We start from the raw sequence: 20,457 nt of genomic DNA, 5'->3' as shown, positions 1-20,457 counted from the left end.
CACGTCGGCTCTGCGGCGTCTCACGCCAGGAAGGCGTCCGCTGGGCTTGTCCCGAATCAGCGCCGCGGTTCTGGCAGCTTCCCCTCCGCGCCGGGCGGCGAACAGCAGCGAGAGGCGACCGGTCGCCTCGGTGAGCGCTCGGACTCCCGCTGCTACCTGGAACTATCCGGTTCATCACCGGTGCGTCCAGCCACCCGGGGATCGCTGCCGGCGGCAGCGCACACGGTCTCCAGCAGGTAACCCTTGGACCACGGGCTCCGGCATTCCCCCAGAGGGTGGCCGTGCAGGTCGGGCACCGGGAGTGCCCTTGGTCCACCAGCACCACCCCCGGACCGGACGCGCTCATGATGTCACCCGCGCGGATGCGTTCCTCAGCACAAACTCCTGGTCAGCGTCCTGCCGACCCCCGTTTCGGATCTCGACAGCGGCAATCGACACCGCCTGTCCACACCAGTGGCCCGGGGAAGGACCCCCGGGGCCACGTGTCCCTGGTTCCGCTTCGCCAGGGGGTCACCCGGGATCGCCAAGGGCGCGATCGGCACCCCTGCCGGGCGACGGTGGATATGCGGCCCACCTGGGGTCGCCGATTCGATCGCCGATCCGAGTGGCGGTCGAGGTCCGCAGGAAAGGACGTCCGCCATGCACTCGACGACCACTACCAACGTCATATCCGAGCCGGACCGGACGAGTCCGTCGTCATCGGAAGTCGCCGGGTACGCGGCAGACTTCCAGGACGCTCGACCCCGCCTCTTCGGTATCGCCTACCGAATGCTGGGCCGGGCAGCCGACGCCGAGGACGTCGTCCAGGACGTCTGGCTCCGCTGGCAGGGCACAGACCGCACACAGGTGCGCGACCGGATCGCATTCCTGGTGACGATCACGACCCGGGTCACGCTCAACGCGACCAGCTCGGCCCGCGCACGCCACGAAGTTCTGGTCGATCGCTGGCTCCCGGAAGAGTTACCCACCGCCGAGGATCCGTCGCTGACGACCGAGCGGGCGGCGGATATCCAGCACGCCGTCCTGCTCCTGCTGCAGCGGTTGACGCCTACCGAACGCGCTGTCTTCGTGCTCCGCGAAGCGTTCGCCTACCCGTTCCGCGATATTTCCGACCGGCTCGGGATATCCGAGACCAACGCCCGCCAACTCTGCCATCGGGCTCGCGCCCGCCTCGCTGGGCCACGGCACGAGCACGAGCCTGTCTCCCGCGCGGACCGGGACCGATTGCTGCGGGCCTTCCACGACGCCGCCCAGAACGGCGCCGTGGCCCAACTGGAGCGGCTCCTCACAGCTGACGTGCGCCGCGATTCCGCACGTGGCCGAAGACGACAGCAGAGAAACCCGTCGTGTGGACACAGCGGTCAGACAGGCAAGGCTATGCCGCGTCCGTCACAAAGTCCGAGTGCTGTGCTGTCCAAGTTGTCATGACAGCAGAGAAAAGCAGCCGGATGACCAAGCCCGTCCTCGAACCGGCGGCACAGGAATTCGCCGAAGCCGCCGCCCACCCCCCGTTGCTGTACGAACTCGGACCCGACGGCGCGCGCAAGGTGCTCGACGATATCCAGGCCGCGCCGATCGACAAGCCCCCGGTTCAGGAGAAGTGGGTGACTGTTCCCGCCGAGGTCGGCGATGTGCGGATTCGCATCGTCAGACCGGTCGGGGCCGAAGGAAGGTTGCCGGTTGTGCTGTATCTCCACGGCGGCGGCTGGATTCTCGGTGGCGTGGGAACCCACGACCGGCTCGTTCGTGAATTGGCGGTCGGGGCGGACGCGGCGGTGGTGTTCGTCGACTACGAGCGCTCGCCCGAGGCCCGGTACCCGGTCGCGATCGAGCAGGCGTACGCCACCGCCCAGTGGATCACCGAGCACGGTGCCGGAGAGGGCCTCGACGCCACCCGGCTGGCGGTGGCCGGCGACTCGGCCGGGGGCAACACAGCGGCGGTTCTGGCGCTCCTCGCCAAACAGCGCGGTGATGTGGAGTTCGTGCACCAGTCGCTGTACTACCCGGTCACCGATGCCGGACAGGACACCGGAAGCTATCGCGAATTCGCCGACGGACCCCACCTCACCGCAAAAGCCATGGCCTGGTTCTGGGACGCTTATCTGCCCGACCTGGACAAACGCGACGACATCACCGTCTCACCGCTGCGGGCGAGCACCGAGGAACTCACCGGCCTGCCCGACACTTTCCTCGCCGTGGCCGAGAGCGATGTCCTCCGTGACGAGGGAGAAGCCTACGGTCGCAAGCTCACCGCGGCCGGCGTGCGCACCACCAGTGCCCGCTACAACGGCACCCTGCACGACTTCATGATGCTCAACCCCCTGCGCCGGACCGCCGCCTCGACCGCGGCGATCGATCAGGCCGTCCACGCACTTCGCTGCGCTTTCCACTGACCCGAGAGAAGAGAACAAACTATGACCGAGCAGAAACCGACCGTCGTCCTCGTACACGGCGCCTTCGCGGAGTCCGCCAGTTGGTCGGGCGTCGTCGAGCGACTGCGCGAGCAGTCCTTCGAGGTCGTCGCGATCGCCAACCCGCTGCGAAGTCTGCCGAGCGACGCCGCCTATGTCCGCGACGTGATCGCCGCGATCAACGCACCCGTGGTGCTCGTCGGCCACTCCTACGGCGGCATGGTGATCACCGAGGCCGCCGCCGGGAACGACAAGGTCACCGGCCTCGTCTACGTCTGCGCATTCGCACCCGAGCACGGGGAATCCGCACTCGAACTGTCGAATATGTTCCCGGGCAGTACTCTCGGCGAGTCACTCACCGCCTACCCGGTCGCAGGTGGGAACGAGTTCGCCATCCGTTCGGAGGCCTTCCACCACCAGTTCGCCGCCGATGTTCCCCTCGCTCGGGCCGCGGTGATGAGCGCGACCCAACGTCCCGTCACCGAGCTCGCCCTCACCACAGGACTGCCGACCGACACCCCCGCGTGGCGGTCGACCCCGTCGTGGTTCGTCTTCGGCGACGCGGATCTCAACATTCCCGTCGGTCTGCACCGCTTCATGGCGAAGCGAGCCGGCGCGGAAGCGATCCGCGAGGTTCCAGGTGCCTCCCACGCCGTCGGTGTCTCCCAACCGGACGCGGTGGCAGCCGCGATCCTCGACGCCGCCCGCGCCGCCGTTTCGTAGCGAGAGCTGTGGTTGCCGGCGGTGACAGCCCCGGCAACCACATCGCGAGTTCCACGAGCGGAACCCTGCGCCTCCACCGGCATGTGACGGCGGTCCCCGTACTCGAAGGGCATGGTGCATCCCGGCGTAGGCGTTGATCGTGGAGGGACGAACCTGTTGAAGGAGTGGATATGAAACGCTCGATCCCGATCACGTCCGTACCGCGGCTGACCGGAAAACGCGCGATCGTCACGGGAGCGAGCGACGGTGTGGGCCTCGCGCTCGCGACGCGTCTGGCACAGGCGGGCGCGGAAATTGTCCTCCCGGTGCGGAACCAGGAGAAGGGCAGGTCCGCCGTAGACGTGATCCGGACTGCGGCCCCGGAGGCCGAGATAACACTCGAAACCCTCGATCTCGCATCACTCAGTTCGGTCGCCGAGCTGACCCACCGCCTCCTGGCCGACTGCCAACCCGTTCATCTGCTCGTGAACAATGCGGGAGTCATGGCACCCGCGACTCGCCAACTCACCCAGGATGGTTTCGAGCTTCAGTTCGGTACCAATCACCTCGGACATTTCGCTCTGACTGCCGGCCTGTTACCGCTGCTGCGCGCGGGTGAAGCCAGGGTCACCACCGTTACCAGCAGCGCTGCCCGGTTCGGCAAGTTCGACTGGAACGACCTCCAGTCCGAGCGAAGCTACTCCCCAGCGCGTTCCTACGGTATCTCCAAGCTCGCGAATCTACTCTTCGCACTCGAACTCGACCGGCGGAGTGCCCAGGCCGGTTGGGGTATCACCAGCACGGCCGCCCATCCGGGAACGACCCTCACCAACCTCTACTCGGCCGGGCCCAATCTGGGCCGTACCCGGCCGTCACCGCAAGCAGCGGTGATGGCCGGACTGAAGCGGTTGGGCATGTTCGTCCACGGAGTCGATGAGGGCGTTCAACCGATTCTCTACGCGGCCGTCGGCGGTGAATCACACGGCGGCGGCTTCTACGGCCCGAACGGCATCGGAGAATTCACCGGCCGGCCCACCGAGCTGGATATCTATCGGCCCGCACGGGACGCCGGAGCCGCGGCCGAGTTGTGGGCAGTGTCGGAGGAGTTGACCCATATCGGCTTCGGCAGCCCGGTGACCTAGCGACGGCGGCGAGGAGGATTCGGATGGACCGTGCACACCTGGCGGATTTCCTGCGCACGCGACGCGCAGCACTGCAGCCCGAAGATGTGGGCATTCGACCGGGCCGGAACCGCCGGACACCGGGGCTCCGCCGTGAGGAGGTCTCCCGATTGGCGGACTTGTCCGTCGACTACTACGCCAGGCTCGAACAACCGAAGGGGCCCCGCCCGTCGGAGCAGGCCCTGGCCGCGCTGGCCCGGGGCCTTCGGCTGACCCTCGAGGAACGCGACCATCTCTTCCGGCTGGGTGGATACCTCCCGCCGGCCGAAGGTCCACTGGGTGATCATGTCAACCCCGGTATGATGCGGGTGTTCGCCGGACTGCACGACAGCGCCGCTCTCGTAGTCAATCACCGAGCCGAGACACTCCTGCAGACCGACCTCGCGATTGCTCTGCTCGGTGACGACTCACGCCACTCCGGCCTCGACCGCAGCCTCTACCACCGCTGGTTCACGGACCTGTCGGTTCGCGCGAAATACCTGTCCGCAGACCATGCCGAACGCAGCCGCACACTGGTAGCCCACCTTCATCAAGCGTGGCTCCGTGACGGCGAACACTCCCGGACCGACGAGATCGTCGAGTCTCTCCTGGATCGCAGTCCCGAGTTCGCCCGCCTCTGGGCAACTCACCCGGTGCCGGCACCGAGCTGCGTCATGGAACGGTTTCGACACCCAGAGGTCGGCGAACTGGAGCTGCACTGCCAGACCCTGCTGGACCCGGATCAGTCGCAGTCCTTGCTCGTGTACACCGCGAATCCCGGTACCGAAAGCGCCGAGAAGCTCCGGTTGCTCGAAGTCGTCGGACCTCAATTCGCGTGAGCTCGCCGTCCGATTCCGAGATCCTCGAATTCGGACAGGTTCGTGGTGCCGGAGGCCGGTCCGAAGACCAGCAGATGCAACACCGGCCGGTATCGGGTTGCTCGAGCGGACGGCGCCGGCGACCCATGACCTGCGAGTAGGACGGCTATGATCAACAGGGCCCAAAGCGCGAAGCCGACCATCTGTCTGTCGTTCGACTTCGATGCACTCAGCGCGTGGGTGGCCGATTCCCGGCGACTCGATGGTGCATGTGCTGGGCAGTTTCGGCCGCGGGGGAAGCGGGGTCCCTTCGTGATGTGTCCGGGTCACGGTGTGCGGGGGCTGCGGTGGTGCGTGCGCGGGAATGGGCGAGGGCGAGCAGGGCGACGGTGGCCGGGGTCATGGAGCCTTCGATGATCAAGGGGCACAGCCATGCTTCCCCGGCCGGCTCCCGGCGGTGACTGCGAGCGCGCGCAGCGCGGTGTAAGCGAGCCAGAAGGCGCCGGCGGCGATAGGTGCGGTCATGGCCGTGGCGACGAGGTGTGTACCGCGGGCGCGGGCGTGCGCACGCTGCAGCAGCGCGACGCCGTGCACCGCGGCGAGCAGTGCCAACGGTGGAATGACCGCGACCGCAGCAGCAAGCACCGGTAGTGCGGTCGCATGCAGTATCGCGTGTAAGCGTTGCCGGTAATACCGACCGCAGCGGCGGTGATGAGTACCGACCAGAAGAAGTCGTACGCACAAGGACCTCGCGCGCCGGTATGGCCTGATCATGATGTGACTGCTCTTCGGTGATCGCGGTCGATTCGGTGACGGCCGTGTTGGCAGTGGGCACAGAGGAATTCCCTTCAGCTGGTCAGGGGTAGGCGACCAATGGCAGCATCAGCCCGCTGGAGGACGACCCCCGCATGCGCGGGGAGGGCCGCTGGGAGGGTTGCTGATGCTCGATATCACCGGGAGGACCCCCGCGTGCGCAGGAAGGACGGGACCTGGCCGGTGCGCATATCACGGCCGTGGGGATGACCTCCGCTTGTGCCGAGGCTCGGGCGCCGAGCCCGCTGTTGAACATGCTCGGCGACTTTCGGGGGCGGCGGAAATGAGTACCGCCTGGAACATCTGATTGTTCATCCGGAAGTCCAGGTCAGCAACAGATCGTGCCCGTGGCCTCTAATATGCAAGACGCAGAACATGTTTCCTGGTCAGTGCGTGGCGTAGTGGTCGGTTCCCCCTCCGGACACTTTTTTGCTGCATTTGTGCCCTAAAAACCGTGTCCGTGCACTGCCTGGACACCCATTTTCCTGTCACTGCTGTGACCTGCGGTTTCACCCCGGGCGGGGGTGAAAATTATGACCAGTGACACACTGGGGCCGTTGTTGCCTTCGTTCACGGGTGGGCCCCTGATCGGCGGCTCCGGCGGTCTGGCTGCGGGTCCTGCTCTGCCGATGGCGAATGTCGAGGAACCCATCCGGTCGAGGGCCGTGCACAGCATCCGGCCCGTCGACACCAACGGACGTGTCGTCGACAAAGCCATTGTCGGAGCCCTCGACTGGCATCTCGGCGACCTGCTGTCGTGGCGGGTCACCGGGGGACTGGTCTTGATCACCCGCCCCGGCCACGGCCGCCGCGTGATGTTCCCCCGGTTTTCCGGAGTTGGTTTGCTTGACTCTTGGTCACGAAGTCATCGAAGGAGACTTGTTCGTGCCAAGGCGTTATCCCGAAGAGTTCCGTCGCAAGGTCCTGGACCTGGTCGCCGCCGGCCGACCGGTCGCGCAGGTAGCCGCGGACCTGGGCATCAGCGACCAGACGATCTACGTCTGGCGCAAACAAGAACTGATCGACACCGGCCAGATACCCGGCGCAACCAGCGCCGAACAGTCCGAACTGATCGCAGCAAAGCGCCGCATCCGCGAGCTCGAGCACGAGGTCGCCATCCTGAAACGGGCTCGTGAGCTGCTGAAAGAACAGGGCAATGGCCCAAAAGGCGTTACGCGGCCATAGCCACGATCGCGAGCGAGGGATTGCCGGTGCAGGTCGCGTGCCGGCTGTTGGACGTCTCCGAGTCCGGTTTCTACCACTGGAAATCACGCCCGCCCTCGCAACGAGCGATCCGCCACGCCTGGCTCACCGACCAGATCCGCGCGGTCCACCCGCCTCCCGCGGCACCTACGGTGCTCCGCGGGTGCACGCCGAACTCACCCTCGGCCTCGGTATCGGCGTCGGCTACAACCAGGTCGAACTATTGATGGCACGCGCGGGAATCAAGGGCCTGCCTGGGGTCAAACGGGCACGGCCACGGCATCAGACCTCGACCGCCGGTGACCTGGTCAACCGGGCGTTCACCCGGTCACAGCCGAACCAGCTGTGGGTCACCGACATCACCGAGCACTACACCAGGGAAGGAAAGGTCTACTGCGCGGTCGTGCTCGACACCCACTCACGGCGAGTCGTCGGCTGGTCCATCGACTCGACCCAAACCGCGGCGCTGGTCACCAACGCGCTCGGGATGGCGATATCGAACCGGTCGCCGGAGCCGGGCACGATCATTCATTCCGACCACGGCGTTCAATTCACGTTACGCCGTGGTGCCTGCGATCTGCCCGCCCCGGCGCAGCACTCGGAAGGGCGTGGTCGAGAAGGCGAATCACACGGCTGCGCAACGATGGTGGCGCACCCGCGCTGAAGAGGCGACCCCTGAGCAAGCCCAAGTCTCGCTCGACAGATTCTTCGCTGGGCGGAGACGCCCGGCTGAGCCTGACCGATGAGGGCCGCGCCAGCGTCGCGACCGCCGCCGCGCGCGGGAACCGTTGCGGCCTATGCCCGCGCGACCCCTATCCCGCGACGGTCGCCGAACTCGGGGTCGCTTCACGACAAGCAATGACCTCCTGGCGCGGCAACCGTTGCTCGGTGTCACTGTTACCAGCGGCTTCGAGGTTCATTTGCCGTTTTCTCACGACCCCACCCCGGGTAGAATATGCTTCTACTAAGAGCGCGAACAGAGATGCCCATAAGGAGAATGGAATTCTCATCCTGGTCGCATGCGGCCGTGAATCGTGAGCCAGGTACCCCCCGCGAGTGTCGGGTCGATCGGTCGCGCGCTCCGGAAAGGTGAAAGTGGATGATGTTCTCCATCGTGAGGCGATTGGGCCGAGGTCTGTCGGTGGGATCTCTGGTCACCCTGGCGGTGGTGGCCGCGCTCATGGTTGCGGACGGATCGTTGAGCTTTCTCAGGCTCGGAATCCCGCCCCCGATACTGAGCTGGGGTGGAATGATTTCCGACGGCAAGGACAGCCTTACCACCGCGCCACGCATGGTTTTCGTGCCCGCCGCGGTCATCTTGTGCACCGTTTTCTCGTTGAACCGAGCGGATGACCACCTGCGTGGCCGGTTCGATCGCACGATGAGCGACTGACCTGCCCGTCCATCCGATTCAATCCTCGCTTCTTCTTTGAGAGGAACAATGATGTTCCGTACATCGTTCTTTCGTTCGATCGCTGTGTGCTGCACCGCTCTCGTCCTGGCCGCCTGCGGCGGAACCGGAGCAGGAACAGGTACCGGTACCGGCCCGGGCGGCGACCCGGTGGCCGGCGGTACCGCACAGATCATCCAAACCAGTGAACCGCGCACCCTCGACCCGGTAGCCATGGGAAATCAGTGGGTGATCAACGCGATCCTCGGCAACGCCCTGTACGGGACGTTGATGGTCAACAATGCGGACAGTGGCGAGATCGAATACACCATGGCGACCGGCTTCGCCACGCGAGACGGGGGTACCACGTTCGACCTGACGTTGCGGCCGGACCTGCGGTTCTCCGACGGAACTCCGCTGGACGCGGCGGCCGTGAAATTCAACTGGGACCGCTTCGTCGACCCGGAAAACGGATCGTCCTATATCGAGGATGCGGTGGCGATCGCATCGACCGAGGTCGTGAACCCGACCACGCTGCGAGTGCAGATGCGCCACCCGGCACCGCATTTCGCCTACACCCTGGTAGAAACCTCGATGAACTGGATCGCCTCACCGCAGGCGCTGCAGGCTGGGCGCACGGCCTTCGACAGCAAGCCGGTGGGTGCGGGTCCGTTCACCCTCCAGCGGTGGGCCCGGCAGGATGTGATCGAGCTGGTGAAGAACCCGAACTACTGGGATGCGCCGAAACCCTACCTCGACCGGATCGAACTGCGCACCTCCGCCGACTCCGCTCAGGGCTACAACACCCTGATCAGTGGTGGCTCGGACGTGATCATCAGCCCCAACTGGGGAAGTATCGAAAAACTGAAGAATCAGGGCTACCCCACCGCGGTAGCACCGCTGCACGGGGGACAGCACCTCTCGCTGAACATGCGGCGCGCGCCGTTCGACGATATCCGAGCCCGCCGGGCCGTGGCGGCCGCCCTCGATGTGAACGCGCTCAACTTGACCATCTACAACGGAAGCGGGGAACTCCCGACCACCCTGTTCCGCGAATCCTCCCCGTACTACACGCCGGATCTGCCCCTGCACACACACGATCCCGAGACCGCACAACGGTTGTTCGACGAACTGGCGGCCGAGGGCAAGCCCGTGAAGTTCACTTTCACCACCACCGCGCAGACGGAGAACCGGCTGCTGGCGGAGAGTGTGCAGGCTCAGCTCAGCGCGTTCGACAATGTCGAAGCCGAAGTCAAGGTCATCGATATCATCGACCTGATCAAACTGCATCACACATACGATTTCGACGTGATGACCGGCGGAGCGTTTTTCGATGATCCCGAGCCGCGGCTGTGGACGGCCTTCCATGGGGACTCGAGCCGGAACAGCGCCGGTATCGACGATGCGGTCCTGAACAAAGCACTGGACACCGGCCGGATGTCGACGGATGTGGAGCAGCGCAAGACGATCTACCGGACTGTTCAGGAGCGGTTGATCGACCTGATGCCCGCCGTCTTCTACACACGCACTGTCGCGGGCGCCGCCACCGGGAAGAACGTCGGCGGCCTCACCATGTACGGCTCCGGCTCGGTGCTGCCCGAGGAGCTGTGGATCGTCGAATAGCAGGCCTGAGAGCTGAGGCCATGGGTGCTCCACCGAACCGACCACCCCGCTGGACATGACGATCCAGCGGCAGATCCTCGACCTGCTGCGCCGTGTGCAGCGGCACCGGGGGATGTCGCTGATATCGATCAGACACGATCTCTCGGCGGTCGCCGGCCGCGCCGACCGGGTCTCGGTGATGTACGCCGGGCGACTCGCCGAATGCGGGGCAAGGCCCCGGAACTGCGGTTGCTGTGAACGACGCGGTTGTAGCAGTGAGCCAACTCGTGGCCCTCGTCAGTGCCCGTGTATCGCGGCCTGCGCCATGATCGAGGCGATGGGCCGTGGTCGGGCGCATCGTCTTTATGTACACGGTTACGTCTACTTTGTCTAGGTGATATTCCGGCAAGTAAGTATCCGATTCCGGATACTTATGGCCGATTCGTGTTGTAGAGTTCGGCAGTGTGAGTAAGGATTTGGACCTTCGCGGACATGTCGGAGCCGTCTGGTCGGGCCACGGTGGTCGCGCAAGCGAACAGCGGTTTCGGATTCCGGAACGTCGGGAACGAGTTTCAAGCCCGTCGGTTCCGCGGTGTCATCGACTTCGATGATCTCGATGCAAGTTCCGGTACCGCTCACGAGCGCTTCGAATCGGCCGAGCTCTTAGAGAGTGTGGCCCGGTTGCCAGGCCGGGGAACGCATCCCGAGCTCTGCGTCGAGGTGACGGCCGCATGCATGGTCGGAAGGTCGGCGATGTGTTGCACGACCGATCGGGCAGCGGCAGCAATGCCACCGAAAAGAAGTCCGCACACCAGGTGCGATTTTCCCGCCGAGGAGGCGACCATGACATCAGCGCTCGATCAACTGATCGGATTGCAGGCCACGCCTGAGCGCTATGACATTGCGCAACAGGACCTCATCCCGCTGCAACTCGAGGCAGCAAATGAGCGTCTGCAATCCCGCCGGGAGCAGATCCCGCTTCTGAAGAATCGAGCGAGCACTGCCGGGGTAGACAAGATCACCGATCGCGCCGACCTCGTTCCGCTGCTGTTCGCGCACAGCGCCTACAAGAGCTACAGTGAAAACTGGCTGTTGGAAGGTCGCTGGGACCGGATGGCGAAGTGGATTCGCACCGTGTCGACCTATCCTCTGGACGGATTGGACCTCGAGGGTGTCGACGGTTTGGATGGTTTCGTCTCACGGCTGCAAACCGTCGGCTATTACGTTACCTGTTCGAGTGGTACCTCAGGAAAGCCGGCGCTGATCTCATGTTCCGGGGCGGACCTGAAGATATCGGCGACGGCGAATGTGCAAGAATTTTCCTGGGCTACCGGGGTTCAACCCGAAGGTGACCGTCGGTTCTTCGGACTCGGCCCGCGCACCACGGTCGAACGCAACGAACACACACGAATTGCGCTCACCAATGCATTCTCCTCACCGGACTCGAGTTTCCAACTCGACGTTCCGCCCATTACTGTCGGATCGATCATGGACATGATCGCGCTCCGTAAACGTATAGGCGACGGTTCTGCCGACCCGTCGGAAGTCGCGGCCTTCGAACAGCTCAGCGCCCAGCGCCAGAAAGCTATGGACGAAGCACTTTCGGGCGCCGTCGACGAACTGATCGCCTGCCGCGAGCATAAACTGCTCCTCACCGGAATGTTCGCCACGCTGTATCCTATCGCTGCCGGCGTCCGAGCAAAAGGATTCGACAGCAGCCATTTTCGTGACGACACCGCACTGCTCGTCGGTGGTGGTTTGAAGGGGGCGACGCTGCCCGAGAACTATCGCGAATTCATCTTGGCAACATTCAACATCGGTGAAAACCGGATCTATCACTTCTACACAATGCAGGAGTTGAATACCCCCTTCCCCAAATGCCGAAGTGGCCGGTATCATGTTCCGCCCTGGGTAATCGCACTCCCTCTCGACGAGCCGGGGGAAAGGCTGCTCGACACCGAGTCGGGTGAAATTCAGGGTCGCGCCGCCTTCCTCGATCTGTCGCTGGACGGTCGCTGGGGAGGTGTCATCTCCGGGGACCGCGTCACCATGGACTTCAGCTCGTGCGCCTGCGGACATCAAGGCCCGACGGTGGGTCAGGACATCACCCGTTACGCCGACCTCGGTGGTGACAAGATCAGTTGCGCCGGGACCATCGATGCCTATGTCAGAGGAGAAGCATGAGCACCGCGACCGGATATTTGTCCGCGCCATTCTTTGTCCGCGGCGAACTGATTCAAGGCGACGACAATGTGCATCGATCCCGCGATCTCGGCACTGACTTCCGAACGCCTGCTCTGGAATTGGATGCGATCGTCGTGTCCCGCGCTCAACTGCCGCCCCTGCTCGATACTCCCCTCACCGAGATCGTCGATTTCCTGGTGGAGGCCGGTGAGCGGCTGGCGCTCGACAAGAACCCACATATGCAACGCTGCCTGGACCTGGTAGCCGCGACCAATCCGTTGCCCCGGCGAGTAGTGGAGAATCTGTATCGCAGTGCACCGCACCTGCTCACCCGTGCCGGACTCATGGCCCAGATAGAGTCTAATTTTCACAACCCGGCAGTACTCGACGGCTGGATCGCGCACACCGACCCTGCAGGTAACGACGTAGCAATTCGTGCTTTTCCTCCCCGAATGGTGCACATGCTTGCAGGCAATGCGCCGGCGGGATGCATCGCTTCCATCGCGCAAGGCGCAATGACCAAGGCCATCAACCTGTTCAAGATGCCTTCTTCGGATCCGTTCACCACAGTGGCAGTCCTACAGACCATGGCCGAGATCGACCCGAAACATCCAGTGGTGCAGTCGATGTCTGCCGTATATTGGCAGGGTGGTGACGAGTCCATCGAGCGGACAATCTATCGGCCGCAGTATTTCGACAGGATTGTTGCCTGGGGCGGCGGCCCGGCCATCAACAATGTCATCAAGTATCTCGGGCCGGGACTGCAACTGCTGTCCTTCGATCCGAAATCGTCGATCTCGATGGTCGGCCAAGAAGTATTCGAGTCCCCGGATGCCGTCGCCGATGTCGCCGAACGCGTCGCCGCCGACACTACAGTGTTCAATCAAGAGGCTTGTCTCGCAAGTCGATTCGTCTTTCTCGAGACCGACGATCGCGATCAGGCCCGGACGTTCTGTGCCGCTCTGGCCGACAGACTGGCCGTGGACCGCGTCTTCGGTTCGGCTGTAGCTCCCCTGCCACCACCGGACGTCCGCGACGAGATCGAAGTCATGCAGGCCATGGACGACGAGATCGAAGTGTTCGGCCGCTTCGATGGCCGGGGCATTGTCGTGCTGTCGGAGCAACCGGTCGACTTCCATCCCTCCAACAAGATCTCGAACGTGGTAATGGTCTCGTCTATCGACGGCGCGACGCGGTATGTCAACCTCGCTACCCAGACGATCGGGATGTATCCATATCAGCGCAAGGCGGAACTACGCGACCGGCTCGCAGGAGCCGGCGCCCAGCGCATCTGCCGAGTCGGCACCGCCAACAGTCACGTGGAGGGCAGTCCGCACGACGCAATGTACCCGTTGTCGCGATTGGTGCACTGGATGGCCGACGACGACATCTATGTCGCCGAGTCGAATTCGGCGCTCCCTGCCGATCGCAAGTAGTGCCAGGATCGGACAGCGAGCAAGGTTTCAGCCAGGTGTCGCTGTCGTCAGTGCCGTTCCGAGCTGCCGGCAGGGCGTCCCGCCATGCCACCGGCAGGGATCGGTGCCGGGCAACTCACACACCCGAAACTTCGACCGGTGCATCGCAGCCATCATTGTCGGGCTGTACATGTATCGGACCACACTGATTGAGAGCAAGGCTTTGAGAGTCGACACGGAACGTCGAGTTGCGATTGTCACCGGAGCCAGTTCCGGGATCGGTAAGGCGACCGCGCGTCGTCTCGTCGACCTCGGCTGGAAGGTGATCGGCACCGGCCGCGATCCGCAGCGAAGTGCCGACACCGCAACAGAGATCGCGGCGCTCGGTGATTTCACGATGCTGCAGGCGGACTTCACCTCGATGTCGCAGGTCGCCCGCCTGGCAGAAGAGATCCGTTCGTGCACTTCACGACTCGACGTACTCATCCACAATGCCGGCGGCGTGCGTGACAGAAAGATCGTGACAGAGGAGGGCACCGAGGCCACCTTCGCCGCCAACCTTCTCGCGCCGTTCCTGCTGACTCACGAACTTCTGCCGCTCCTCACCGTCGACCCGACCGCCAGCTCCCGAGTAATCGCGGTTTCTTCGAGCGCCCATCGCATCGCCAATGGAATAGACTGGAACGACCCTCAGAGCCTCGACCGATTCAATACGGCCCTTGCGTATGGCCGCGCAAAACTCGCCATCATTCTCTTCATTCGCGAGCTGGCCAGGAGAGGGGCGGCGTCGGGTATCGTTGCCCACTCGATGCACCCCGGCACAGTGAGCACCAACTTTGCAGCACACGGGGACACCGGGATGCGGGAATACATGGCTTCCGCCGATACCGTCCCGCCTGAAGAACCGGCCGACACGCTGGTCTGGCTGGCCACATCCCCCGAAGGCGGCCGCGGCAGTGGACGGTACTTCCATCGACGAGCTGAGGAAGAGATACCCAGCGACGAGGCTCGAGACGATGATGCGGCACGTCTACTCTGGCAGTTCAGCAGCAGATTGCTCTGCGGTCTCGGCCGCTCTCTCAGCGAACTGTGAGTATTGTTGCGCCAAGCTCGTTTCGGGTCGACCCACGTCAAGCAGTTGGCCGGTTTTCGGTCTCGGGAAAATTGGGGGTCAACGGGTCGGCGAAGCCTCGGTGGACGTCGGCGTTCGGTTCCACGCGATGGCTCGTGCGGGAAAGCGTTCGCCAGGCATCGACAAGGCCCTGCCGCAGACGAACTTCTGTGCGGTGCGAGCCGCTCGGCCACGACGGGCTACTTCAGTAGGCTCCCGGCGTCGACGGTCAAGGGGAGGCCGGTTACGTAACGGCTCTCGTCCGAGGCCAGAAACAAGACCGCGTTGCTGATATCGACCGGCTCCACCCACCCGACCGGGAGTACATGCATTTGCCGTGCTACCGCAGCGAGATCTTCGGGGCCGGGGTTTTCCAAGTCCGGGCGGAACATCCGCTTGGTGCCCTCGTTCATGAACATCGGGGTGTTGACATTGGTCGGATGCACCGTATTGACCCGGACGGAATGCTGTCCCAGCTCGACTGCGAATGCCCGCATCAAACCGACCACCCCATGCTTGGCGGTGACGTAATGGCCGATGTTCTGGTGAGCCTTGAGTCCTCCCACCGAGCTGGTCAGGATAATCGACCCGCCGCGCCCGCCGGACAATATATGGGGCACACCGGCTTTGACTGTTTTCCAGACGCCGGAAAGGTTGATGTCGATCACGGCGTCCCAATCCTGCTCGCCGGTTGCTTCCAGCGTCGCGCCACCGATCCCGATCCCTGCATTGGCGACGATGACGTCCAGTCGGCCGAGCTGTTCCACGCCGCTGTCGACGGCGGCCTGCAATGCGTCGAAATCCCGGACGTCGACCTCTCTGGTGACGATGCGGCGGCCGAGACTTTCGACAAGGCCCGCGGTCTCGGCCAGATCTCCGGGAGTGGATGCCGGAATGCCGCTGCTCTCGCCCACCGGTCGGCACACGTCGACGGCGATGATATCGGCGCCCTCCTGGGCCAGTCGCACTGCATGGCTGCGGCCCTGTCCGCGTGCCGCACCTGTTATGAAGGCGACCTTGCCTTCGACCCGCCCACTCATAGAGAACCTCGCCTGTCGCTGATCGAGCATGCTGCTGCCCGATACGTCATCGGTTGGGCGACTGCAGCTGAATTTCCTGCGCCTAACCCAGAATGAGAGTACCATTCTACCTCAAGCGAGAGTGTGAATCTCGAAATGTGCCTGTCTCATTTCCTGTCATGAAAGGCTGGCGAGCTCTATGGCTGACCTGGCGTCCGTCGACTACTTCTCCGATCCGGCTATCGCTCAGGATCCCTACGAGTACCTCGACTATGTGCGCTCCCGTAACCCGGTGTTCCGAGAGCCGCACTACGGAGTCGTGGCCGTCACGGGATACCGGGAGGCCATCGAGGTTTTCCGCAACCAGGAAGACTTCTCGGCCGCCGTCTCGATCGGTGGGCCGTTTCCGCCTCTGCCGTTCGAGCCGGAAGGTGACGATATCGGCGAACAGATCGAGGCTCACCGGCAGCAGTTCCGGATCTCCGAGCACATGGTCACCATGGATCCACCGAATCACACACGCACCCGTGGTCTGCTGAACCGGCTCCTGACGCCCAAGCGGCTGAAGGAGAACGAGGAGTTCATGTGGGATCAGGCGGACCGCCAGCTCGACGAGTTCCTCGGTAACGGTTGCTGTGAGTTCCTCGGTGAGTACGCCAAGCCTTTCGCCACCCTGGTTATCGCCGACCTCCTCGGCGTACCGGACGGGGATCGGGATGAGTTCCGGGCCAGGCTGGCCGGCCAGACGACTCCGGGCAGTATCGAGGGGTCGATGTATCAGGACGCGCCGGGAACCAACCCGCTGGAGTGGCTGGACGACACCTTCGGTGGCTACATAGCCGATCGACGCGCGAATCCGCGAAACGACATTCTCGGAGTATTGGCGTCGACGATGTATCCCGACGGATCCGAACCGTCGGTCATCGAAGTGGTGCGTCCCGCCACGTTCTTGTTCGCCGCAGGGCAGGAGACGGTCACCAAGCTACTGAGCGCCGCGGTGCGGGTTCTGGCCGAGAAGCCGGAGTATCAGCGGATCCTGCGTGCGGACCGCAGCCTCATCGCCCCATTCATCGAGGAGTCCCTGCGTATCGAGAGTCCGACCAAGGTCGACTTCCGGCTTGCTCGAAAGCGCACCACACTCGGCGGTGTCGACATTCCCGCCGGCACGGTGGTCATGCTGTGTATCAATGCGGCCAACCGTGACCCACGCAAATTCGACGATCCCCACCGGTTCCGGCTCGACCGCCGTAATGCGCGCGAGCACATCGCTTTCGGTCGTGGAATCCATACCTGCGCCGGTGCGCCACTGGCTCGCGTGGAAGGGCAGGTCACGCTGAATCGTTTGCTCGATCGTGTCACCGATATCGCGATCGACGAGGCCGCCCATGGCCACGCCGATGATCGGATCTACCACTACGAACCCACCTTCCTGCTCCGCGGGCTGAGGGAACTGAACATCACTTTTGCATCAGCCTGATCTGGTCGGCGGCACCAGGTCCGCCCGATGCCAGGTGCTCAGGAAGCCGGAGCATCACATAGCCGATCGCACTCCCGATCACCGGCCCGAGAGAGGACACTGTGGCGCCCACACAGAATTGCCCTGCCCAAGACTGCGCCGACGGTGCCTCGGTTACGGCGCCCTGGGCCGACCGCGCGGCAGAACGCTCCCGATCGGTCCAGCGATCGAAGGGCCGTAGCCGGAAGCAGGTTCAATCGATCATCGCGGCCGCACGGCGACTGTTGCAGACCGAAGGTACCTCGTTCACCACACAAGAGTTGTCCAAAGAAGCCGGTATCGCGCTGCAAACCTTTTACCGGCACTTCGCCGGTAAAGACCAGCTCCTGCTCGCCGTGTTCGAGGCTGTCGTCAGCGAACGGGCCGCCGAGGTCGAGACCGCCGCCCGCGAATTGCCCGATCCCGAGGTTCGTCTGCGGTTCTATCTCTCGGAGATCCTGCGTTCGCTGCGGGGTCGAGGCGGCGGCCTGGTTGGATCGCGCTTCATCACCGCCGAGCACTGGCGGCTGTACCAGATCTTCCCGGTCGAGATGGCCCAGGCCAACCGGCCCTTTGTCGACCTTGTCGAGCAGGAACTACACGCTGCCGCAACGGCCGGCGTGCTGCGCCCCACCGACCCGCAGACCGATGCCTGGCTGGCCCTGCAACTGGTTACGGCCGTATTCCACCACTATGCGTTCGCGCCCGCACCCGCAAGTGTCGACGATGTCTTCGAACAGGTGTGGGCCTTCTGCCGGATCGCATTCGGCGGTCCGCCCAGCGAAAGGTAACGGGACAGCAATGCAACATGCTCCCCAATTCTCCAAAGGCCGCGATCTGGACGCCGCCGTTGCCGCGCTACGTCCCTGGCTGGCCGATCGTCTCGGTGTCGCCGCAGTCGAGATCGATCGACCCGAGTACCCGCGCGGTGCAGGGTTTTCGAACGAGACCCTTCTTGTCACAGCGCGCACCGGCTCGCGTGTCGAAGAACTTGTGGTGCGCATCGCGCCGGCGCCGGCCCATCAAGTGTTCTTCGAGCCGAAATTCCATATTCAGTACGACATACTCACAGCCCTCGACGGTCACCCCGAGGTACGGGTACCGCGGGCACTGTGGTTCGAGGACGACCCCGCGATCCTCGGCCGGCCCTTCTATGTCATGCAACGCATGCGCGGCCGCGTACCGGTGAGCATGCCGCCGTACAACTCTTCCGGTTGGCTCGCGGAGGCGTCTCCGGCGCAGCGCAGGACGCTTTGGGAGAGCGCAATGCGCCAGTTGGCCGCCATCCATCGCCTACCCGTGGCGATGGTGCCGTTCTTCGACCGGCCCGAGCACGGCACGCAGGGCGATGCGCAGCATCTGTCGTACTGGACGGGCTACGCGCGCTGGGCGTTCGGCGACGACGCTCCCGACGTTGTGCGGGTGTTGCTGGACTGGCTGGACCGGAACCGGCCGGCGCATTCCCGGGCCGGGATCTCCTGGGGGGATGCGCGTATCGGAAATATGATGTTCGGTGATGATTTCCGGGTCGTCGGCGTCATGGACTGGGAACAGGCTTCGCTGGCCGGCCCGTTGGCGGATCTGGCCTGGTGGTTGCTGTTCGACGAGTCCTTGTCGGTCGGCCAGGGAGTGCCGCGCCTGGACGGGCTCGGCGGCCGCGCGGAAACCATCGCGCTCTGGCAAGAGCTGACCGGCCACTCGATCGATCACCTCCACTGGCACGAGGTGTTCGCCCGTGTCAAGGCCGGACTGCTCAGTTTACGCAGCCGACGCTCGATGCAGTTACCGGGCAGCGCGGGCGCCCGCCACTTCTCTTATCTGCACCAGGCGTGTGATCTCGCCGGGATCGCTGTCGCGCAGGATGTTCGATGAATCGGGCGAGCTCTCCGGCGCCTGCCGATCAATCGATAGTGCTATCTCCCGGCTGGCTCACTTCGACCCTGGCCCCAAGCTATCCCGGTGCCGTCGTAGCAGATACCCGCATTGTCGAACGACTCGAGACCGTCGCCACCAAACTGCGGTTCCGCGTCGAGTACGCCCAGCCCACCGACGCGCCTACCGCGCTGTGCGCCAAGGGCTACTTCAATCCGGCTCGGACGCGCACGACCCGCGCCGAAGGCGACTTCTACCGGCTGGCCGCGCAGGATCTTCCCGTCCGTACCCCACCGTGTGTACACGCCGCTGTCGACGACAGGACCGGGCACGCCCTCGTTCTCATGCACGATCTCGTCGCCGTCGGCGCTCGGTTCCTCGATCCGACCACCACCTACGGCGCGGAGCGGGCCGCCGCGACACTTGAACAGCTCGCCGCACTCCATGCGGCCACCTGGGATGGGAAACGCTCAGCGCTGTACGAGCTCTTCCCTCCCCGTTTGGTTCGCCTATCGGGTCATCTCAGCCCCGAACAGCTCCAGGGGCTGCTCGACGACGGCCGGGCCCCGGGCGTCTCGCAACAGGTGCGTAGCGCGGACCGCCTCATCGCGGCAATGGCGGCCATGGACCGGCTTCGCGCCACCGAACCGGCCTGCTTGATCCACGGCGATCTGCACACCGGCAATATCTATGAGACAGCCGACGGACGGCCGGGTCTCATCGACTGGCAGGTGGTTCAACGGGGCACATGGGCCCTCGACGTCGCCTATCACCTGGCGACTGTGCTGGACCCGGACGAGCTCGCCCGCCACGAACGCACCCTGCTCGACCACTATCTCGACCGGTTGGGCTCCCACGGTGTCACCGCGCCGGGCCGCGGCCGGGCCTGGCAGCTGTACCGGTCGTATCTGCCGTACGGGATGTTCATGTGGGGGATGACTCGTGCCGTCGATCGTCCGGTCATCGAACATCTCACCGATCGCCTGGGCCGCGCGGTCGAACGACACCGCAGCCTCGACCTGCTGGGCGTATAGCTCTTCCGCCCCACAGATCTCCGACCGGACCGGCCGACAACTCGGGCCGGTGGGGTGTCCCCGGGCAACGGCGCCCTAAAGGCCGCGTCCGCCTTCACAGCGGGATGCGCGCCGCCGGTGGCGGGCTTCCCGCCCATAGGCATGAGTAGGGCGATGATCAAAGCGATCACGGTGGTTACGAGGACGACCCGGAAGCTCTGGGTGTCGCCGCCGGCGGCGAATACCCGC

18 protein-coding genes are annotated in these 20,457 nt (G+C 64.4%); 16 read left to right on the top strand and 2 right to left on the bottom strand.

Going from position 1 to position 20,457, the window contains the following annotated elements; translation table 11 throughout:
- The first annotated feature begins 639 nt into the window (after window positions 1-639).
- The 5 genes from ACIA75_RS24785 to ACIA75_RS24765 all read left to right on the top strand — a co-directional run bounded on the left by ACIA75_RS24785 (window position 640) and on the right by ACIA75_RS24765 (window position 5,112).
- Window positions 640-1,428, top strand: coding sequence for a sigma-70 family RNA polymerase sigma factor (locus ACIA75_RS24785; protein WP_397107874.1), 789 nt, complete (start codon window positions 640-642; stop codon window positions 1,426-1,428).
- Between the two features lie 20 nt (window positions 1,429-1,448).
- Window positions 1,449-2,393: an alpha/beta hydrolase gene (locus ACIA75_RS24780; protein WP_397107872.1), complete on the top strand. Its 945-nt coding sequence runs from the start codon at window positions 1,449-1,451 to the stop codon at window positions 2,391-2,393.
- Window positions 2,394-2,414: 21 nt separating this feature from the next.
- Window positions 2,415-3,134 carry an alpha/beta fold hydrolase gene (locus ACIA75_RS24775; RefSeq protein ID WP_397107870.1) on the top strand — a complete coding sequence of 240 codons (720 nt, stop codon included), beginning with the start codon at window positions 2,415-2,417 and terminating at the stop codon, window positions 3,132-3,134.
- Between the two features lie 170 nt (window positions 3,135-3,304).
- A complete protein-coding gene (locus ACIA75_RS24770; protein ID WP_397107868.1) occupies window positions 3,305-4,255 on the top strand; it encodes an SDR family oxidoreductase in 951 nt (316 codons plus the stop codon).
- 23 nt (window positions 4,256-4,278) lie between these two features.
- Entirely contained in the window at window positions 4,279-5,112 is an 834-nt protein-coding gene (locus tag ACIA75_RS24765) for a helix-turn-helix transcriptional regulator (RefSeq protein ID WP_397107866.1), read from the top strand.
- A 396-nt stretch (window positions 5,113-5,508) separates the two neighbouring features.
- On the opposite strand, the gene ACIA75_RS24760 is transcribed toward ACIA75_RS24765, so the two are convergent.
- On the bottom strand, window positions 5,509-5,736 hold the full coding sequence (locus tag ACIA75_RS24760; RefSeq protein WP_397107864.1) for a hypothetical protein: 228 nt from the start codon (window positions 5,734-5,736) through the stop codon (window positions 5,509-5,511).
- A gap of 1,053 nt (window positions 5,737-6,789) precedes the next feature.
- Here ACIA75_RS24760 and ACIA75_RS24755 point away from each other — a divergent pair.
- The 7 genes from ACIA75_RS24755 to ACIA75_RS24725 all read left to right on the top strand — a co-directional run bounded on the left by ACIA75_RS24755 (window position 6,790) and on the right by ACIA75_RS24725 (window position 14,791).
- Window positions 6,790-7,089, top strand: coding sequence for a transposase (locus ACIA75_RS24755; RefSeq protein ID WP_397107862.1), 300 nt, complete (start codon window positions 6,790-6,792; stop codon window positions 7,087-7,089).
- Window positions 7,061-7,771 carry a DDE-type integrase/transposase/recombinase gene (locus ACIA75_RS24750; protein ID WP_397107860.1) on the top strand — a complete coding sequence of 237 codons (711 nt, stop codon included), beginning with the start codon at window positions 7,061-7,063 and terminating at the stop codon, window positions 7,769-7,771. The genes ACIA75_RS24755 and ACIA75_RS24750 overlap by 29 nt, the downstream gene beginning before the upstream one ends.
- 477 nt (window positions 7,772-8,248) lie before the next feature.
- The gene (locus ACIA75_RS24745; protein WP_397107858.1) at window positions 8,249-8,500 is read left to right on the top strand and encodes a hypothetical protein; all 252 of its coding nucleotides are present in this window, start codon (window positions 8,249-8,251) and stop codon (window positions 8,498-8,500) included.
- A 51-nt stretch (window positions 8,501-8,551) separates the two neighbouring features.
- Complete coding sequence (locus ACIA75_RS24740) at window positions 8,552-10,120, top strand: ABC transporter substrate-binding protein (protein ID WP_397107856.1); 1,569 nt, start codon at window positions 8,552-8,554, stop codon at window positions 10,118-10,120.
- Between the two features lie 822 nt (window positions 10,121-10,942).
- Window positions 10,943-12,283, top strand: a complete 1,341-nt coding sequence (locus tag ACIA75_RS24735) for a hypothetical protein (RefSeq protein ID WP_397107854.1) — start codon at window positions 10,943-10,945, stop codon at window positions 12,281-12,283.
- Window positions 12,280-13,719, top strand: coding sequence for an acyl-CoA reductase (locus tag ACIA75_RS24730; RefSeq protein ID WP_397107852.1), 1,440 nt, complete (start codon window positions 12,280-12,282; stop codon window positions 13,717-13,719). Before ACIA75_RS24735 ends, ACIA75_RS24730 begins: the two co-directional genes overlap by 4 nt.
- 103 nt (window positions 13,720-13,822) lie before the next feature.
- Entirely contained in the window at window positions 13,823-14,791 is a 969-nt protein-coding gene (locus tag ACIA75_RS24725; RefSeq protein ID WP_397107850.1) for an SDR family NAD(P)-dependent oxidoreductase, read from the top strand.
- 218 nt (window positions 14,792-15,009) lie between these two features.
- On the opposite strand, the gene ACIA75_RS24720 is transcribed toward ACIA75_RS24725, so the two are convergent.
- Window positions 15,010-15,849 carry a mycofactocin-coupled SDR family oxidoreductase gene (locus tag ACIA75_RS24720; protein WP_397107848.1) on the bottom strand — a complete coding sequence of 280 codons (840 nt, stop codon included), beginning with the start codon at window positions 15,847-15,849 and terminating at the stop codon, window positions 15,010-15,012.
- Window positions 15,850-16,027: 178 nt separating this feature from the next.
- On the opposite strand from ACIA75_RS24720, the gene ACIA75_RS24715 reads away from it, so the two are divergent.
- From ACIA75_RS24715 to ACIA75_RS24700, 4 genes are all read left to right on the top strand, one after another.
- Window positions 16,028-17,305: a cytochrome P450 gene (locus ACIA75_RS24715; protein WP_397107846.1), complete on the top strand. Its 1,278-nt coding sequence runs from the start codon at window positions 16,028-16,030 to the stop codon at window positions 17,303-17,305.
- A gap of 239 nt (window positions 17,306-17,544) precedes the next feature.
- Window positions 17,545-18,114, top strand: coding sequence for a TetR/AcrR family transcriptional regulator (locus tag ACIA75_RS24710; RefSeq protein ID WP_397108034.1), 570 nt, complete (start codon window positions 17,545-17,547; stop codon window positions 18,112-18,114).
- 10 nt (window positions 18,115-18,124) lie between these two features.
- The gene (locus tag ACIA75_RS24705) at window positions 18,125-19,195 is read left to right on the top strand and encodes a phosphotransferase family protein (protein ID WP_397107844.1); all 1,071 of its coding nucleotides are present in this window, start codon (window positions 18,125-18,127) and stop codon (window positions 19,193-19,195) included.
- A gap of 38 nt (window positions 19,196-19,233) precedes the next feature.
- The gene (locus tag ACIA75_RS24700; protein ID WP_397107842.1) at window positions 19,234-20,229 is read left to right on the top strand and encodes a phosphotransferase; all 996 of its coding nucleotides are present in this window, start codon (window positions 19,234-19,236) and stop codon (window positions 20,227-20,229) included.
- Window positions 20,230-20,457 lie beyond the last annotated feature (228 nt).

Source organism: Nocardia sp. NPDC051750, from assembly GCF_044453135.1.
In the GTDB taxonomy this organism is placed as follows: Bacteria; Actinomycetota; Actinomycetes; order Mycobacteriales; family Mycobacteriaceae; genus Nocardia.
This window is presented reverse-complemented; position numbering and strand designations above follow the sequence as displayed.

Coding starts and splice junctions, on each gene's coding strand:
- ACIA75_RS24785 (WP_397107874.1), top strand. CDS start 640: ATGCACTCGACGACCACTACCAACGTCATATCCGAGCCGGACCGGACG.
- ACIA75_RS24780 (WP_397107872.1), top strand. CDS start 1,449: ATGACCAAGCCCGTCCTCGAACCGGCGGCACAGGAATTCGCCGAAGCC.
- ACIA75_RS24775 (WP_397107870.1), top strand. CDS start 2,415: ATGACCGAGCAGAAACCGACCGTCGTCCTCGTACACGGCGCCTTCGCG.
- ACIA75_RS24770 (WP_397107868.1), top strand. CDS start 3,305: ATGAAACGCTCGATCCCGATCACGTCCGTACCGCGGCTGACCGGAAAA.
- ACIA75_RS24765 (WP_397107866.1), top strand. CDS start 4,279: ATGGACCGTGCACACCTGGCGGATTTCCTGCGCACGCGACGCGCAGCA.
- ACIA75_RS24750 (WP_397107860.1), top strand. CDS start 7,061: ATGGCCCAAAAGGCGTTACGCGGCCATAGCCACGATCGCGAGCGAGGG.
- ACIA75_RS24740 (WP_397107856.1), top strand. CDS start 8,552: ATGTTCCGTACATCGTTCTTTCGTTCGATCGCTGTGTGCTGCACCGCT.
- ACIA75_RS24735 (WP_397107854.1), top strand. CDS start 10,943: ATGACATCAGCGCTCGATCAACTGATCGGATTGCAGGCCACGCCTGAG.
- ACIA75_RS24730 (WP_397107852.1), top strand. CDS start 12,280: ATGAGCACCGCGACCGGATATTTGTCCGCGCCATTCTTTGTCCGCGGC.
- ACIA75_RS24720 (WP_397107848.1), bottom strand. CDS start 15,849: ATGAGTGGGCGGGTCGAAGGCAAGGTCGCCTTCATAACAGGTGCGGCA.
- ACIA75_RS24715 (WP_397107846.1), top strand. CDS start 16,028: ATGGCTGACCTGGCGTCCGTCGACTACTTCTCCGATCCGGCTATCGCT.
- ACIA75_RS24705 (WP_397107844.1), top strand. CDS start 18,125: ATGCAACATGCTCCCCAATTCTCCAAAGGCCGCGATCTGGACGCCGCC.